The 15,652-nt window shown below is 68.1% G+C and carries 17 protein-coding genes; 8 read left to right on the forward strand and 9 right to left on the reverse strand.

Annotated elements, in window-relative coordinates:
* The first annotated feature begins 15 nt into the window (after nt 1-15).
* Nucleotides 16-771 carry a TetR/AcrR family transcriptional regulator gene (locus tag E0H50_RS39755; protein WP_238151662.1) on the forward strand — a complete coding sequence of 252 codons (756 nt, stop codon included), beginning with the start codon at nt 16-18 and terminating at the stop codon, nt 769-771.
* Here the strand turns inward: E0H50_RS39755 and E0H50_RS39760 are convergent.
* The 6 genes from E0H50_RS39760 to E0H50_RS39785 form a co-directional block, all read right to left on the reverse strand.
* Nucleotides 732-1,475: a cobalt-precorrin-6A reductase gene (locus tag E0H50_RS39760; protein WP_131296328.1), complete on the reverse strand. Its 744-nt coding sequence runs from the start codon at nt 1,473-1,475 to the stop codon at nt 732-734. The genes E0H50_RS39755 and E0H50_RS39760 overlap by 40 nt on opposite strands.
* Complete coding sequence (gene cobM / locus E0H50_RS39765) at nt 1,472-2,212, reverse strand: precorrin-4 C(11)-methyltransferase (protein ID WP_131296329.1); 741 nt, start codon at nt 2,210-2,212, stop codon at nt 1,472-1,474. The genes E0H50_RS39760 and cobM overlap by 4 nt, the downstream gene beginning before the upstream one ends.
* The gene (gene cbiE, locus E0H50_RS39770) at nt 2,209-3,402 is read right to left on the reverse strand and encodes a precorrin-6y C5,15-methyltransferase (decarboxylating) subunit CbiE (protein ID WP_131296330.1); all 1,194 of its coding nucleotides are present in this window, start codon (nt 3,400-3,402) and stop codon (nt 2,209-2,211) included. Before cbiE ends, cobM begins: the two co-directional genes overlap by 4 nt.
* Complete coding sequence (locus E0H50_RS39775; RefSeq protein ID WP_131296331.1) at nt 3,395-3,772, reverse strand: PPOX class F420-dependent oxidoreductase; 378 nt, start codon at nt 3,770-3,772, stop codon at nt 3,395-3,397. The genes cbiE and E0H50_RS39775 overlap by 8 nt, the downstream gene beginning before the upstream one ends.
* Before the next feature lie 83 nt (nt 3,773-3,855).
* Entirely contained in the window at nt 3,856-5,454 is a 1,599-nt protein-coding gene (locus E0H50_RS39780) for an ABC transporter permease (protein WP_131296332.1), read from the reverse strand.
* Nucleotides 5,451-6,377 carry an ABC transporter ATP-binding protein gene (locus E0H50_RS39785; protein WP_131296333.1) on the reverse strand — a complete coding sequence of 309 codons (927 nt, stop codon included), beginning with the start codon at nt 6,375-6,377 and terminating at the stop codon, nt 5,451-5,453. The genes E0H50_RS39780 and E0H50_RS39785 overlap by 4 nt, the downstream gene beginning before the upstream one ends.
* 97 nt (nt 6,378-6,474) lie before the next feature.
* Here E0H50_RS39785 and E0H50_RS39790 point away from each other — a divergent pair, with 97 nt between their 5' ends.
* Nucleotides 6,475-6,978 carry a GbsR/MarR family transcriptional regulator gene (locus E0H50_RS39790; protein WP_131296334.1) on the forward strand — a complete coding sequence of 168 codons (504 nt, stop codon included), beginning with the start codon at nt 6,475-6,477 and terminating at the stop codon, nt 6,976-6,978.
* Between the two features lie 179 nt (nt 6,979-7,157).
* Nucleotides 7,158-8,111: a type IV toxin-antitoxin system AbiEi family antitoxin domain-containing protein gene (locus tag E0H50_RS39795; protein WP_131296335.1), complete on the forward strand. Its 954-nt coding sequence runs from the start codon at nt 7,158-7,160 to the stop codon at nt 8,109-8,111.
* 68 nt (nt 8,112-8,179) lie between these two features.
* Here the strand turns inward: E0H50_RS39795 and E0H50_RS39800 are convergent, their stop codons facing one another.
* A complete protein-coding gene (locus E0H50_RS39800) occupies nt 8,180-8,821 on the reverse strand; it encodes an NBR1-Ig-like domain-containing protein (RefSeq protein WP_238151663.1) in 642 nt (213 codons plus the stop codon).
* A gap of 211 nt (nt 8,822-9,032) precedes the next feature.
* Between E0H50_RS39800 and E0H50_RS39805 the strand changes: the two genes are divergently transcribed.
* Nucleotides 9,033-9,497: a CHAP domain-containing protein gene (locus E0H50_RS39805; RefSeq protein ID WP_131296337.1), complete on the forward strand. Its 465-nt coding sequence runs from the start codon at nt 9,033-9,035 to the stop codon at nt 9,495-9,497.
* Between the two features lie 95 nt (nt 9,498-9,592).
* Nucleotides 9,593-10,285, forward strand: a complete 693-nt coding sequence (locus E0H50_RS39810; RefSeq protein WP_131296338.1) for an SH3 domain-containing protein — start codon at nt 9,593-9,595, stop codon at nt 10,283-10,285.
* A 39-nt stretch (nt 10,286-10,324) separates the two neighbouring features.
* Here the strand turns inward: E0H50_RS39810 and E0H50_RS39815 are convergent, their stop codons facing one another.
* Both E0H50_RS39815 and E0H50_RS39820 read right to left on the reverse strand, forming a co-directional pair.
* Nucleotides 10,325-11,074, reverse strand: a complete 750-nt coding sequence (locus E0H50_RS39815) for an alpha/beta fold hydrolase (RefSeq protein ID WP_131296339.1) — start codon at nt 11,072-11,074, stop codon at nt 10,325-10,327.
* A gap of 28 nt (nt 11,075-11,102) precedes the next feature.
* Nucleotides 11,103-12,164, reverse strand: coding sequence for a LacI family DNA-binding transcriptional regulator (locus E0H50_RS39820; protein WP_238151664.1), 1,062 nt, complete (start codon nt 12,162-12,164; stop codon nt 11,103-11,105).
* A gap of 132 nt (nt 12,165-12,296) precedes the next feature.
* Between E0H50_RS39820 and E0H50_RS39825 the strand changes: the two genes are divergently transcribed.
* Genes E0H50_RS39825 through E0H50_RS39835 form a run of 3 tightly spaced genes read left to right on the forward strand, consistent with a single transcriptional unit; the run spans nt 12,297 to nt 15,395 of the window.
* The gene (locus tag E0H50_RS39825) at nt 12,297-13,199 is read left to right on the forward strand and encodes a carbohydrate ABC transporter permease (RefSeq protein ID WP_238151665.1); all 903 of its coding nucleotides are present in this window, start codon (nt 12,297-12,299) and stop codon (nt 13,197-13,199) included.
* Nucleotides 13,180-14,088 (forward strand): carbohydrate ABC transporter permease, encoded by a 909-nt coding sequence (locus E0H50_RS39830; RefSeq protein WP_238151666.1) that lies wholly within the window; start codon nt 13,180-13,182, stop codon nt 14,086-14,088. Before E0H50_RS39825 ends, E0H50_RS39830 begins: the two co-directional genes overlap by 20 nt.
* Before the next feature lie 8 nt (nt 14,089-14,096).
* Nucleotides 14,097-15,395: an ABC transporter substrate-binding protein gene (locus E0H50_RS39835; RefSeq protein WP_131296340.1), complete on the forward strand. Its 1,299-nt coding sequence runs from the start codon at nt 14,097-14,099 to the stop codon at nt 15,393-15,395.
* Nucleotides 15,396-15,652 lie beyond the last annotated feature (257 nt).

Consider the following 15,652-nt stretch of genomic DNA (forward strand, 5'->3'; position numbering starts at 1 on the left):
CGCTACGGTTGGCGCGTGCAGGAGCCGCAGCCAGACGACACACCAGACGCCCCAACCACCAGCGATGGCGCCAGTGGGCGGGATCGGATGCGGGCTCAGATCGTCCAGGTCGCCGCGGGACTGCTCGCTGCTGGTGGGCGGGATGCTGTGTCGACGCGGGCGGTTGCGGCTGCGGCGGGTACGCAGGCGCCGACGATCTACCGGCTGTTCGGCGACAAGGACGGCCTACTCGCGGCGGTGCTCGAGTACGGATTCTCGGCGTACCTCGCGGACAAGCCACCGCTCGACCCGACCGCGGACCCGGTCACGGACCTCCGCGCGGGATGGGATCTGCACATCGGGTTCGGGCTGGCGAATCCGGCGCTCTTCCTCTTGATGTACGCCGACACGCAGCCGGGCCGGCGCCCCGCAGCAGCCGAGGCCGGGCTGGCGATCCTGCGTACCCGAATCCGCAACATCGCGACCGCCGGACGGCTACGCGTCGACGAGAACCTCGCCGTGGACCTAGTACAGGCAGCCGGCTCAGGCGCCGTACTAGCACTGCTGGCCGTCCCCGAGGCCGACCGCGACCCACGGCTGGCAGACACCATGTTCGACGCCTTGATCACCACCATCACCACCGACCCCGTCCGTGAGTCCGCGGACGACGGGATGGCGGGCGGGGTGGTGACGGCTGCCAATGCGTTGCGGGCTCGGTTGCCGGAGCTCGAGATGCTCACCGACGGTGAGCGTCACGTACTGGGTGAGTGGCTCGCCCGGATCACCCACTGAGCGGCTTCTGCGACCGTCTCAACCACCTCAGCCTCCGCGGGTAAGGGCGGTCGACGGATCAGGATCACAGGGATCGCGAGTCGCCGGGCCGCGGTGAGTTTGGCGGCGGTGGCGGGGCCGCCGCTGTCCTTCGTGACGAGTACGTCGATGCCGTGGTCCCGGAGAATTGTCTCCTCGTCGGCGAGCGTGAAGGGCCCGCGGGCAAGGACCAGAGTGCACCAAGTGGGACGAGGTTCGGGCGGATCGACGCACCGCGCGAGCGCCCACAACCCGGTACCAGCGAACACCTCGAGCCCTTGCCGACCGATCGTAAGAAACACCCGAGTCCCGATCCTCGGCAGCAACTCAGCAGCAACAGAAGCGGTGTCGACCCAATGCCAGTTGTCATCAGACTCCGCTGCCCAGCCCGGCCGCCGAAGCACCAGCAGCGGCACACCGACCTCGCGCGTCGCAGCAACCGCGTGCGCAGTCATCGTCGCCGCAAACGGATGCGTCGCATCGATCACCACCTCAACCGGATGCTGCCGCAACCAGTCCACAAGCCCACCCACACCGCCGAACCCACCGACCCGAACCTCACCAACCGGCACCCGCGCGTCGGCGGTCCGTCCCGCCAGCGACGACACGACCTCGACTCCACTCGCAGCCAGAACCGCCGCGAGCTCGCGGGCCTCCCCGGTCCCGCCGAGCAGCAGAACCTTCATCGAGACCGATCGGCCGAGTAGAGGTGACTGTCCCGGAAGGCCGTTGCCGACAGCACCTTTCCGGCGATGATCACGGCGGTACGGCGAACACCCGCGGCCTTCACCTGCTCCGCGATATCGGCGAGTGTGCCGCGCAGGACGACCTCGTCGTCACGGGACGCGCGCGCGACGACCGCGACCGGGCAGTCCGCGCCGTAGTTCGGGACGAGTTCCGCGACCACACGCTCGATCTGCTGCACCGCGAGATGCAGAACGATCGTCGCCCGACTCGCGCCGAGGGTCGCGAGATCCTCACCGGACGGCATCGCGCTGGCGCTGCCGCCGATCCGGGTCAGGATCACAGTCTGCCCGACCTCGGGGACGGTCAGCTCACGGCCGAGGGTGGCGGCGGCCGCGGCGTACGCCGATACGCCGGGCGTCACGTCGTACGGGATCTCGAGGGCGTCGAGGCGGCGCATCTGTTCGGCCATCGCGCTGAAGACGGAGGGGTCGCCGGAGTGCAGGCGGGCGACGTCGAGGCCGGCGGCGTGCGCGGCGGCGAGTTCGGTGACGATCTCGTCGAGGGTCAGGTTCGCGGTGTCGACCTTGCGGGCGTTCGGCGGGCAGTGGTCGAGGAGTTCGATCGGCACGAGCGCACCGGCGTACAGACAGACCGGAGACGAGGCGATCAGGTCGCGACCGCGGACCGTGATCAGGTCGGCGGCACCAGGTCCGGCGCCGATGAAGTGGACCGTCACTTCGTCACGCTCCAGATGGTGACGGGCATGGCTGGGCGCCAGCCGGTCATGGTGCCGATGGCGGAGGCGCGTTGTACGTCGAGGCGGACCAGGTCGCCGCCGACGGCCTTGTACCACTGGGCGATCAGCGACTCGGTCTCCAGCGTGACGCCGTTGGCGACCAGGCGACCGCCGGGGCGGAGCGCGTTCCAGCAGGTGTCGAACATGCCCGCGGCGGTCGCTCCGCCGCCGATGAAGATCGCGTCCGGCGACTCGAGACCGGCGAGGGCCGCCGGGGCCGCACCTTCCACGATCTCTACCGCCGCGCCTAGGGCGGAAACGTTCCGTTCCAGGCGTTTCGCGCGGTCGGGGTCGCGTTCGACGGCGATCGCGCGGCAGGACGGGTGGTGCCGGGCCCACTCGATCGCGATACTGCCCGCGCCGCCGCCGATGTCCCAGAGCAGTTGCCCTGGTACAGGTTCGAGGCGGGACAGGGTGACTGCGCGGACCTCGCGTTTGGTCAGTTGGCCGTCGTTCTCGTACGCGTCGTCGGGCAGACCGGGTGCTGTCGAGAGGACGGGGGCGTCGGGCGGGCAGAGTACGGCGATGACGTTGAGCGGGTCGACTTCGGTGGACCAGTCGGCGGCGGTCGTCGTACGGATGCGTTCGGTGGGGCCGCCGAGTTGTTCGAGGACGGTGAAGTCGCTGGCGCCGTAGCCGCGGGCGATCAGGAGTTGTGCGACCTCGGCCGGGGTTTGGGCGCCTCTGCTGAGGATCAGGACTCGTCGGCCGGGCTGGAGGTGGGGGTGGAGTCGCTCGACGGGGTTGCTTACGAGGCTCACCGCTTGCACCTGGTCCTGCGCCCAGCCGAGCCGCGCGCACGCCAAGGAGACGCTCGACGGCTGCGGGATCACGCGTACGGCGTCGGCGCCGAGCAGGCGGACCAGGGTCGTGCCGATGCCGTGGAAGGTCGGGTCACCACTCGCCAACACACAGATCCGCTTGCCGCGGTGCTCCTCCAGCAACCGAGGAAGCGCCTCAGACAACGGCGACGGCCAGGCAACCCGGGAGAACTCCTGGTCAGGAATCAGGGCTAGTTGGCGGGGGCTGCCCAGGAGGAGGTCGGCTTGTTGGATGGCTGTGCGGGCTTCGGGTGAGAGGCCGGGCCAGCCGTCGGCGCCTAGGCCTATGACGGTGATGGGGTCAGGCATTGCCGAGGGCCTTGGTGATGGTGATTTCGATGACCACGCGCTGTGGGTTGACTCGTGGCTCCTTGTAGCGCTTGGCGTAGCGGCGTTCGGCGTCGTGTACCCGTGCCGGGTCGTCGCTGACCACAGCGCGCCCCTCGATCGTGCTCCAGCGCCGGCCGTCGACCTGAGTCACCGCAACGGCCGCCTCCCCGAGCCGCCGGATCGCACGGGCCTTGTACGACGTACCGGAGCAAATCACCCGCACCAGCCCGGCCTCGACGTCCAAGGTCGCTCCGACGGGCGTCGCGTGCACCGTCCCGTCTGCCCGGACCGTACTCAGCACACACAGGTGCCGCTCGCTCCAGAACTCAACCAACTGCTCACTGAACACCTAGCGATCGTAGACAGACCCGCCCGGTGAGCCACCGGGCGGGCCCGTGAGCGCTGGACCCCTCAGACCAGCGCTGATCGTTGTTAACCGACGTCGCGGCGGCGGAACGTGGCGAAGCCCGCGATCGTGAGCGCCGCGGCGATCCCGGTCAGCCAGAGCACCGGTGTGACGGAGAAGTCACCGCCGGGCAGCCGCGGCGTGTGCCCGTACGGGCTGAGGTTGATCACCGACTGCGGCAGGTTGAAGACCTCACCGAACTGACCGATCAGCAGGAACACGCCGTACAGCACCCATCCCCCGGTCACCAGCTTCGGCGCAAACCCGAACAGGATGACGACAAGCGCCGCCACCAGCCAGATAGCGGGCAGCTGTACGGCGGCCGCCGCCAGCATCCGTGGCACCTGGCGCCCCACGTTGCCGAGCGAGGCACCACTCGAGATCCCGGAGCCCAGTCCGGCGACCAGGATCAGCACGCCGGTGCCCAGCAGCGCCATCAGCACATGACTCGCCAACCACTGCGCCCGCGACACACCGGTCGCCAGCAACGGCTCGGCCCGCAGCGCGGTCTCCTCCGACCGCAGCCGGAGCGCCGCCTGGATCCCGAACGCCGACGCCAGCAACCCGACCATGCCCATCTCGGTCGCCAGGAACGCATCGGTGATGCCCTCCACGCCACCGAGCTTCTGCACCATCTCTTTCGCGCTGTCGCTGGTGACGAACCCGTCGACGTTGCTGGCGATGTTGCCGACCAGCAGCCCCAGGAGCAGGAACGCGAAACCCCAGGCGTACAGCGAGCCTCGGTGCAGCCGCCAGGCCAGCGCGAGCGGCGAACGCAACGACTTGGCCGCCCGGGGCGGTCCGGGACGTGGAGGCACCAGGCCGGCGCCCAGGTCACGCCGCCGGATCAGTGCGGTCGCTGCAGTGACCAGGAGCGCCAGAAACACGAGTGGCACTAGCAGTACAGCCCACCGGTCACCGGCGTACGCACGGACCTGCTGCGACCAGCCGATCGGTGACAGCCACGAGACCCATTGCGTGCTGCCGTCTGCGGACGAGTCGCCGATGGCGCGCAGTACGTACGCCACGCCGAGCACGATCGCAGTCAGCCCGTTCGCGGCCCGGGCGCTTTCGCTGACCTGTGAGGTCACCGCTGCGACACCCGCGAACGACAGTCCGGCAGCCGCCCACATCAACCCGAACGCGAACGACCCCTGCGCGTCCAGCCCACTGCCCATCAGCGACAGCGCGGTCAGCAACCCGAGCACGATCACAGTCGCCCCGGACACGATCAGCGCGGATGTCAGAGCGGCGTACCGACCGAGTACGCCGGCACTCAGCAGCTCGAGCCGCCCGGACTCCTCCTCGCTCCTGGTGTGGCGTACGACGAGCATGCCGCCGAGCAGCCCGACCAGCAGCGCGCCGAACGCGGTGAGCTTGAACAGCGAGACCTCCCCGAGCGAGGACTCGTCGAAGATGCGCCCGTACAGCGACACCAGCGCGGGGGACGCGTTCGACGTCTGCGCCGCGTCGACCAGTGCTTTGGGGTCGGAGTACAGGTCCATCGTCGCCTTGGCCGAGCCGGCGGCCGTCATCACGAACACGACGATCCAGATCGGGATCAGGATCCGGTCCCGGCGCAGCGCGAGCCGCACCAGCGTCCCGGTACCGACGAAGTCGTTCATCGCACGGCCGCCTCAGGCTCAGTCGAATCCTGGGCCGGTACGTCGTCCTCGTAGTGCCGCAGGAACAGCTCCTCGAGAGTCGGCGGCTGCGCCACCAGGCTCTTGATGCCGCTCGCGGACAGCTGCCGCATCACGGCCTCGAGCTGCGCGGTGTCCACCTCGCAGCGGACGCGGTTGCCCTCGACGTCGAGATCGTGGATCCCCGGCAGCTGCGCGATGCCGTTCGGCGACGCGGCCAGCTCGGCCTGGATCGACGTACGCGTGAGATGCCGCAGGTCGGCCAGCGTGCCGGTCTCCACCACCTTGCCGCGGCGGATGATGCTGATCCGGTCGCACAGAGCCTCGACCTCGGACAGGATGTGGCTCGACAGCAGCACGGTACGGTCGCGCTGGCGCTCCTCCTCGATGCACTGCCGGAACACCTCCTCCATCAACGGGTCCAGGCCGGAGGTCGGCTCGTCGAGGATCAAGAGCTCCACATCCGCAGCGAGCGCGGCGACCAGGGCGACCTTCTGCCGGTTGCCCTTGGAGTACGTCCGGCCCTTCTTGGTCGGGTCGAGGTCGAACCGGCGCAGCAGCTCGTCGCGCTTCTTCTCGTCCAGCCCGCCGCGGAGCCGGCCGAGCAGGTCGATCACCTCGCCGCCGGTCAGGTTCGGCCACAGGTTCACGTCACCCGGGACGTACGCCAGCCGCCGGTGCAGCTTCGCGGCGTCGTGCCACGGGTCCCCGCCGAGCAGCGAGACATCACCGGCGTCACCGCGCAGCAGTCCGAGCAGGACGCGGATGGTGGTGGACTTCCCGGCGCCGTTCGGCCCGAGGAAGCCGTGCACCTCACCGGTCGCGACCTCAAGATCGAGACCGTCGAGGGCGTGCGTACTTCCGTACGACTTGTGCAGTCCAGAGACCACGATGGCTGATGTCATGATTCATAACGTACACTTCATTCAGAAGTTTGTGAATCTTGCTAACACGTTTCTCACAGGTCAGGTAACTGAGCGACTCAGAGGGGATGATGGGGCGGTGAGTGCACTTCGAGACGACGACGCCGTCCGGCGATACACGGAGCAGTTCGGCAACCTGCTGGCCGAGACCGGCTGGCCGCGGATGGCCGCCCGGGTCTTCGCCGCGATCCTGTCCAGCGTGGACGGCCGGATGACCGCCGCCGAACTGTCCGACCAACTGCAGGCCAGCCCCGCCGCGGTCTCCGGCGCGGTCAACTACCTGCTGCAGTTGCGCCTGGCGACCCGCGAACGCGAGCCCGGCAGCCGCCGCGACGTGTACGTCGTCCAGGACGACGCCTGGTACCAGACCATGATGAGCGAGGACGCCTCACTGCTGCGCTGGTCCGAATCCCTCCGCAAGGTCCTTGACGCCGCCGGCGAAGGCACCGACGCCCACCACCGCATCCGCGTCTCCCTCGCCTTCATCGACTTCATCAGCGAAGAAGTCAAAGGCCTCACCGACCGCTGGGTACAACGCAAAGCCGAACTGGACGCCGAAATCGCCGCGGAGTACAACCCCTGATCCGCCGCACGCCGCCCGCACCTCGCCGACCACCGGGGGCTTGAACAGGATCTGGTGGCGCGACACCGGTTATTACCTGTGCACCGCCCCCGGTTGGGGTGCACTGCCCCCAGTAGTGGTTGTCCACAGGCGGCGAATTCGCAGGCACACAAGGGCTGTGGTGACTGCACATTGCCTGCATGAACCCAAAGTTGAGCGTGTTGGCGGACGCCCGTGGGGGCTGGTTCACTCGGGCGGACGCGGTGGATTGCGGCTACAGCGACAGCGAGCTCCGGCGACGGCTGCGGCGCGGGCAGTGGGCGCGGCTGTCTCGTGATGTGTACGTCGAACCGGGCGTCTCGCCCGCGGGTGAGGCCTCCTGGGATCGCGCCAGGCGCCTGCACCTCCTGAAGACCCGCGCTGTCATCAACCGCTTGGGGCCTGGTGCGGTGGTGAGTCATCAGTCCGCGGCGATGCTGCACGGATTACCCGCCTGGGGCCTCGACCTGTCGCGTGTCCACGTCACCAAGGCCACCGGTCGGAGGCGGTCCGACTCCATTGCCGACGTACACCGGTCGCGCTTCGACCCTGGCGAGCTCACGATTGTCGACGGTCTGCCGGTGGTTACGGCGGCTCGTGCCGTCGCCGAGACCGCGTGCGCCTCGTCGTACGAGGTCGGAGTCGTGCTGGGCGATGCTGCGCTGCAGTCGCGTCTGGTCAGTCCGGAGGCGCTCGTGGCGACTGCGGATCGGCACCGCGTGTGGCACGGTTCGCCCGCCGCGCGGGCGGCGGCGCGGTTCGCGAACGGGTTGAGCGAATCGGTCGGCGAGTCGCGTCTCCGGGTCCTCTTGGCGAATCACGGGTTCCCGGAGCCGGAGTTGCAGGTCGAGATCCGGGACGCTTCCGGGCGGCTGATCGCGCGGGTCGACATCCTGCTGGAGCGGACCTGCGTCGTGGAGTTCGACGGCGCGATGAAGTACGGGAACGCCGACGACCTCGTGGCGGAGAAGTGGCGCGAGGACAACCTCCGCGCACACGGGTTCCAGGTCGTGCGCATCGGCTGGCCGGACCTGGATGAACCCCTCACCACAGCTAACCGCATCCGCCAGGGGCTGCCAGCTGTTGGGGGTACGCCGACGTGGCGGGGGCGTTGAACAGGTTATTTCCCCTCCACCGCCACCATTTTCTGTGCACTGCCGCTGAGCGGGCAGGTGCGGGAGCGCTAGTCGTAGACGGTGAAGATGGTGCAGTACAAGGGTGGGGACTCCAGGCCGGGGTAGTACAGGCGGCCGGCTTTGTCGGTGAGTTTGAAGTAGGCGGTGGAGGCTCCTACTTGGCAGGGGGCCTGGAGGGTCATGGTGACCTTGACTATGTCGCCGGGGGTTGCGTCGGGGACTTGGGTTCGGGGTGGGGAGCGGAGCCAGCCGGGGGTGCCGGCGGCGCCTTGGCGGGTGAGCCAGCGGTTGTGCCAGGGGCGTTCGCCGCTGTTGCGGAGTTCCCAGGTCTTCTCGAAGACCTGGTCCCGGCACACGCGCGTACCGTCCGGCACCGTCTCACCGACCAGTTCGGCCCGGTCGTCGGGATGATGGTCGATCGGTACGGATCCGCCGAGTAGGACGGGTTGCACGTGCCGGCGCATGTCCCGTTGCGACATGTCCCGGCCGGCGCGTACGGCGGCGTCGAGTTCCATCAGCTGGTTGACCAGCGCCTGATTCGCCCCGAACGAGTCGTCGTACCACTCGATCAGCTCTCGGCTCGGCTTGGTGTGGCCGCGCTCGACCCGGGACAGATGCCCCTTGTCCCAGCCGGAGTCCGCGGCGGCGCGGGTCAGGGCCACCCCGGCGGCCTCGCGCAGCTCGCGCATGCGAGCTCCGATCACGTACCGGGCCTGGGCTGGGCGCACGGCGCACTCTCCGCTCTCGCCGTCACTTATCTACATAAAGTACCAAATCGCAGTGAATCAGCTCCGTTGCCCACTGCGACAATCCGATCACGCTCTGATTGTCTGCACAAAGGAAGTGATTCTCCAAGACAACAGGCTCGTCCATCGCAGTTCAGAGCGAAAGGCAACCACCATGAACCGTTCGTTCGCCACCGCCATCCTGACCGTGCTGGCCCTGGGAACCACAGTCCTCCCCGCCACCGCCGTACCCGCGACGGCACCGGCGCCGATCACCAGCACCGTCCTCGGGCCGCAGTCGCGGGCCGACGACGCGATCGCCTGGTTCGCCGCCCGCAACGGATCCACCGCGTACCAGGGCTACTGCGAGAAGGCCGTCGAGAACGCGTACGGCCGCACCGGCGTCTACGCGTCGGCGATCGCCAACTGGAACGACGCCGTACGCCGGGGCGCCGCGCACCGGGGTGACCTCAACCCGCCGAAGGGTGCGCTCGTGTTCTGGAACATCAGCGCCTACGGCCATGTCGGCGTGGCGACTGGCGACAGCAACTTCTGGGCCACCAGCGTCGACAGCCGGATCGGCAAGGCGCGGCTGCCGTACTTCTCCAACTACCTCGGCTGGGCGCAGCCGAACTTCTGAGGGTCGCCGAGGCGCCGCCCCGCCTCGTTGCCCACTGCGACAACGCCGTCACTTCTTGGTTCCCTGCGAGTACAACTCCAGAAGGGATCACCACCATGCGTACCGCCCTCATGCGCATCACCGCCCGCCTCACCGCCATCACCCTTCTCAGCGGCGCCGCCCTCGTCGGCGCCGGCGTCCTGCCGGCCAGCGCCGCCACGGGGACCGTGGACACCGACAGCAACACGGGTGTCGCCATCCGGTCCGGTAACGCGACCAGCTTCGGCACGGTCGGCAACCAGCCCGACGGGCCGGTCGAGATCGACTGCCAGATCTACGGCGAGCCAGTGACCGGCAAGTTCGGCCGCAGCCTGATCTGGGACCACATCCCCGGCAAGGGCTTCATCACCGACGCCTACGTCAACACCGGCAGCAGCGGCCTGGTCGCGCCGCTGTGCACGAGCAACCCGCGCGCCGACAAGTCCATCGCCTGGTACGCCGCCCGCAGCGGCTCGACCGCCTACCAGGGGTTGTGCGAGATGGCCGCCGAGAACTCGTACGGGAAGACCGGGATCTGGGCCTCGGCGATCGCCGACTGGAACGACGCCGTGGCCCGCGGCGCCGCCCACCGCGGCGATCTGAACCCGCCGAAGGGTGCCCTGGTCTTCTGGAACATCAGCGCTTACGGCCACGTCGGAGTCGCCAAGGGTGACGGCACGTTCTGGGCCACCAGCGTCAGCGGCGCGATCGGCACCCGCGCACTGCCGTACTTCAACAACTACCTCGGCTGGGCCTGGCCGAACTTCTGACCCACCCCTGGACGAGTACCCGGACGCGCGTTCCGCCCCTCACGCGTCCGGGTGCTCGACTCTTTGCTCGATTCTGGCCAGCCAGTCCGACACCAGCGCGCGGTACAGCCCGATCCGTTGCACCGGCAGGTCGTGGCCCTCCTGGTCCAGGACGGCGTACGTCGCTCTCGGGTAGTCGTCGAGGATCGGCCACGCGTCGGCGTACCCGGTCATCGTGTCCTGCCGTCCCGTCACGATCAGCGTCGGACCTTCGAAGCGCGCGGCGGGATCCTCACGGAGCGAGTAGGTCGCGACGTCGCCCTGGATCCGCCCCAGGAACTCGAGGTCCGCCCGCGCCTCGGCCGGGTCGTAGTAGCGCCGCTGCTTGTCGGTCCAGGCCTCCTGGTACGCCGGGGTCTTGACGAGGTACTGCTCCGTCGGCAGTGTCCGCTGGGCGCGGTCGACGACGATTCCCGGCACGCGCAGCAGCAGACCGAGGACGCGGGCGGGGTCGCGCTTCACGATCCCGCGGGCGTGCAGCCCGCCGGCCGACGTACCGGCCAGCGCGAACGGCTCGTCGCCGACCACCTGGTCGATCAGGTCCGCGATCGCCGAGAGCATGCCGTCCTGGTCGGTGATCGACGGTACGGCGGGCGACTGGCCCGTGCCCGGCGGGTCGACGTAGATCCGGCGCCATCCGGGACGCCCTTCGAAGACCGGCTCGTGGACGTCGCGGCCTTCGCTTCCCGCACCGCCCCATCCGGGCAGGAACACGATCGGCCGTCCCGCACCGAAGGATTCGTAGTGCATGCAGCGACGCTACCCGCGCGCCCGGCCGTCAGCGAGTACTTCTCTTGCCGGCAGAATCCGGCGGGCGCTCCCCCGACCCGCGCTCGATCAACGCGCACGGCAGCACGATCCGCTGCGGCGGACGGGTGTCCGCACCCGACGCGCGATCGAGCAGCAGCCGTGCCGCGCTGCGGCCCAGCTCGGCGATGTCGGAGGCAACGACCGTGACCGGCGTCGGCAGCATGTCGGCGAGCCGGAAGTCGTCGAACCCCACCACCGCCGGCTCATGCTCGAGCTCACTGCCGAGCTCGCCGAGAGCACGCAGTACGCCCTCGGTGAGGAAGTTCGTCGAGGAGAAGATCGCGGTCGGCGGATCGGCGCGCAGCATCACCTCACGGGTCGCCTTCTCCGCCGCCTCCGCGTTGCCCTCGGGCAGCTGGATGACGAGCGACTCGTCGATCTCGATGCCCGCGGCCCGATGCGCGCGCCGGAACCCGCGCAGCCGGCGACCGATCGTGTAGTACGACGGGGCGAGGATGATCGCGATCCGCTGATGCCCCTGCTCCAGGAGGTGTTCGGCCGCGATCCGCCCGCCGCCCTCGTTGTCGACCATCACGATGTCCGCGTCGATCCCGGTCGCCGGACGGTCGACGAACACGACCGGTACGCCGGCGCCCTGCAGGAAGGCGTGATCGCCCTGGTCAGGCACGATCATCAGACCGGCGACCTGCCGGCTGACCAGCTCCTGGATGGCGCGCTTCTCGCCCTCCGGGTCCTCGTCCACACTGCCCAGGACGACGGCGAACCCGGACTGCCCCGCGACCTCGAGCGACGCCTTCGCGATGCTCGCGTAGAACGGGTTCGTCAGGTCACCCAGGACCAGAGCCAGCGACGTCGACTTCTTGCCCGGGCGCAGCGCCCGGGCCACCTCGTTGCGCTGGAACCCGAGCTCGTCGATCGCCGCCCGGACGCGCTGCGCGGTCTCGTCGCGGACACCGTGGCCGCCGTTCACCACACGCGACACCGTGCCGAGGCCGACACCGGCCCGCCGGGCGACGTCGATCATCGTCGGCCGGCTGACCTCTGGCTGGCTTGGAAACGTTTCGGGCACGGGGTTGACTTCCTTTTCACGACACGGCATCGTCACCCAACAGTAAGACGTTGGAAACGTTACCGTCCAGGAGGCCGGATGAATTCAGTCTCTTTTGGCGGATCAACCACCAGAAGGCGCAGCCGGGGTGGGATGAGCCGGAACGCCGGCTCCGACGTGAAGGCGGCGTACCTGTTCATCGCTCCCGCGGTGATCGGGTTCCTGGTCTTCGTGGGGTATCCGCTGATTCGATCGTTCTATCTCGCGCTGACGAAGTACAACGGGTTGACCGACCCGGTCTTCGTTGGCCTCGGCAACTTCCGGAGGCTGTTCACCACCGACCCGGCGTTCTGGCCGGCGTTGCGGGCGACCGGTTATCTGGTGCTGCTCTATGTCCCGTTGTCGCTGGTCCTCGGCCTCGCGCTCGCGATGTTCTGCAACCAGCGCTTCGCCGGAGTACGGATCGTCCGCACGCTCGCGTACCTACCCGTCGTACTCCCGGCGGTCGCGACGATCACGCTCTGGAAGTTCATCCTCGATCCGCAGGTCGGCCTGCTGAACACGATCCTCGACCGGCTCGGTCTGCCGACGAGCCTGTGGTTGCAGGGCCCGAGTACGTCGATGCCGTCCGTGGTGATGGTGATGCTGTGGGGCGTCGGCGGCACCATGATCATCTTCCTGGCCGCACTGCAGGCCGTACCGACCGAACTGTACGAGGCCGCCCGGGTCGACGGCGCCGGCGCGTGGTCGGTGTTCTTCCGGATCACGTTGCCGATGATCAGCCCGATCGTGCTGCTGCAGGTGATCCTGCAGACCACCGCGGCGCTGCAGACCTTCAACCAGCCGAAGATCCTGACCAACGGCGGACCGGGGTTCAGCACCAAGGTGCTGATGCTCTCGATCTACGAGAACGGCTTCCCGACGCTCGGCCGGATCCCGCAACTGGGATACGCGTCCGCGCAGGTCTGGGTGCTGTTCGTGATCATCATCGCCGTGATCGCCCTGACCGCGAAGTTCTCCTCGCTCTGGACGTACAGTGACAGCACTTCAGACTGAACCCACCCTCGCCGGCGCCACGCAGAGCGTCCCGCCGGCGAAGAAGAAACCACGCCTGGTCGGTACGACGGCCTGGTACGTCGTCGCGCTGTTCATCTGCGCGGTGATGGTCGTACCGCTGCTGTGGATGATCACGATCGGCCTGAAGAGCCGGACCGCGGTGTTCGACATCCCGCCGAAGTTGCTGCCGCACGAGTGGACGTGGAGCAACTTCATCAACGGGCCGAAGGCGATCCACTTCCCGAAACTGCTGCTGAACTCGTTCATCATCACCGGGTTGAGCGTCATCGGCGGCGTGCTGACCGCGATGATGGCCGGCTACGCGCTGGCCCGGTTGCGGTTCCCGGGGCGCAAGACCTGGTTCTACCTGTTCGTCGGCAGCATGCTGCTGCCCGGTGTGGTCGGGCTGATCCCGTTGTTCCAGATGTACAAGAGCATCGGCTGGTACGACACCTGGCTGCCGCTGATCGTGCCGGCGTTCCTCGGCGGGAACCCGTTGTTCATCTTCCTGGCCCGGCAGTACTTTCTCGCGATCCCCTATTCCATCGATGAAGCGGCCAAGATCGACGGCGCCGGGCATCTGCGGATCTTCGTCAGCGTGATGCTGCCGTTGACCCGGCCGGCCTGGCTGACGATGGCGATCCTCGCGTTCCAGGCGTCCTGGAACGACTACCTGAATCCGCTGGTCTACCTGTACTCGTCCGGCAAGTGGCCGTTGTCGGTCGGTATGGCGTCGTTCATCTCCCCGTTCGCCGGGAAGACGCCGGACTGGAGCTACTACATGGCCACCAACCTGCTCTACATGCTGCCGCCGCTGATCATCTTCTTCGCCGCGCAGCGCTACTTCATCCAGGGCCTCGGCGCTCTCGGCAGCACGAACCAGAAATGAGGATTGTTGTGAAGAGGACATTGGGCGTGACCGCGTTGGCGTGCGCGGGGTTGCTGACGGCAACGGCCTGCAGCGGTGGGTCGGACGGCGGCTCGAGCGACGGGCCGGTCACCGTCAAGGTGATGACCTGGGAGTCGGCCGAGACCAACGCGGCGATCAAGAAGGCGCTGGCGGACTTCAAGGACGACAACGTCAAGGTCGAACTGCTCGACACCCCGAGCGGTCAGTACGGCGACAAGCTCGCGTCGCTGACCCAGGCGAAGCAGCTGCCGGACCTGTTCTGGTGCGGTAACGACACCGAGCAGCAGTACACGTCGCAGGGCCTGCTGGTCGACTGGGCGGACAAGCTCCAGAACGGCGACGGCGACTTCAAGGCCGACAAGTTCGTACCGTCCGCGATCGAGAACTGGAAGACCGCCGACGGCCAGATGGGCGGTCTGCCGTCGCTGATGAACACGTACGGCGTCTGGTACAACGCCGACGCGTTCACCGCGGCCGGTCTGCCACTGCCGAAGGCCGGCTGGACGTGGGACGACATGTACGCCGCCGCCGCGAAACTGGCGAACAAGAACGGGGCGAAGTACGGCCTGGTCGCCGACCAGCTGACCGGTCCGGACGGGCCGTTCACGATGAGCATGTACTCCGTGTCGGCCGGTGGCGCGCCGTTCACCGACAACGTGAACCACCCGACGAAGGCCGAGGCCGACGACAAGTACAAGGAAGGCGTCGAGAAGCTGACCGCCGCGATCAAGAACGGGTCGGTCGCGCCGCCCGGGTACGACGCGGCGAACGTGCAGTCGCTGTTCGCAGCCGGCAAGGTGCCGATGACGTTCGGCGGGCAGTGGCTGGCGGCCGGGTTCCAGACCGACAAGCCGAAGGTCAAGTACGGGTTCGCACCGTTCCCGCAGGTGCAGACGCCGACCACGCTGTACGACTCGGTCGGCATCTGCACGCCGCAGTACACGAAGGACCAGGACGCGACGTACAAGGTGCTGCAGTACATCAACACCAAGGTGTGGGACGCCGTACTGCCGTCGTCCCCGGTGGCGCCGCCGGCGTACACGCCCGCGCAGACGAGCTACTTCGACGCGCTCACCAAGGCACAGCAGCAGACCGTCGTCGACACGGTCAAGGCCGACCTGTCCGCGGAGAAGACGGTCGGCGTCCGCTTCACCACCCAGTGGGCCTCGCAGGTCGGTGACCTCACCACCGCCAACTACCAGCCCATCCTGAGCGGCAAGAAGCCGATCACCGACCTCCCGGCGTACGTCGACAAGATCAACAGCTTGATCAAACAAGGCAGCTGACCCGCATTTGCCTGGCTGACCCACGAAATGAGGGGTTCTACACCCTGGATCTGGGTGTGGAACCCCTCATCTCGGGCTCTCGTGACTGACACGAAGAAGAACGTGACACGCTGCTCGGAACGTGGTTGGGGGTGGGCTGGCGTCAGGTTGGGATGGGATCGAAGCGGACGGTCAGGCCGAGGGCGTTGGCCTGGTTGGTGATGTGGCGCATGGTGCGTTGGGGGTTGCGGCGGGTGAAGTAGTCGGCGCCGAGGTCG

Source organism: Kribbella sindirgiensis (genome assembly GCF_004331435.1).
Classification (GTDB): domain Bacteria; phylum Actinomycetota; class Actinomycetes; order Propionibacteriales; family Kribbellaceae; genus Kribbella; species Kribbella sindirgiensis.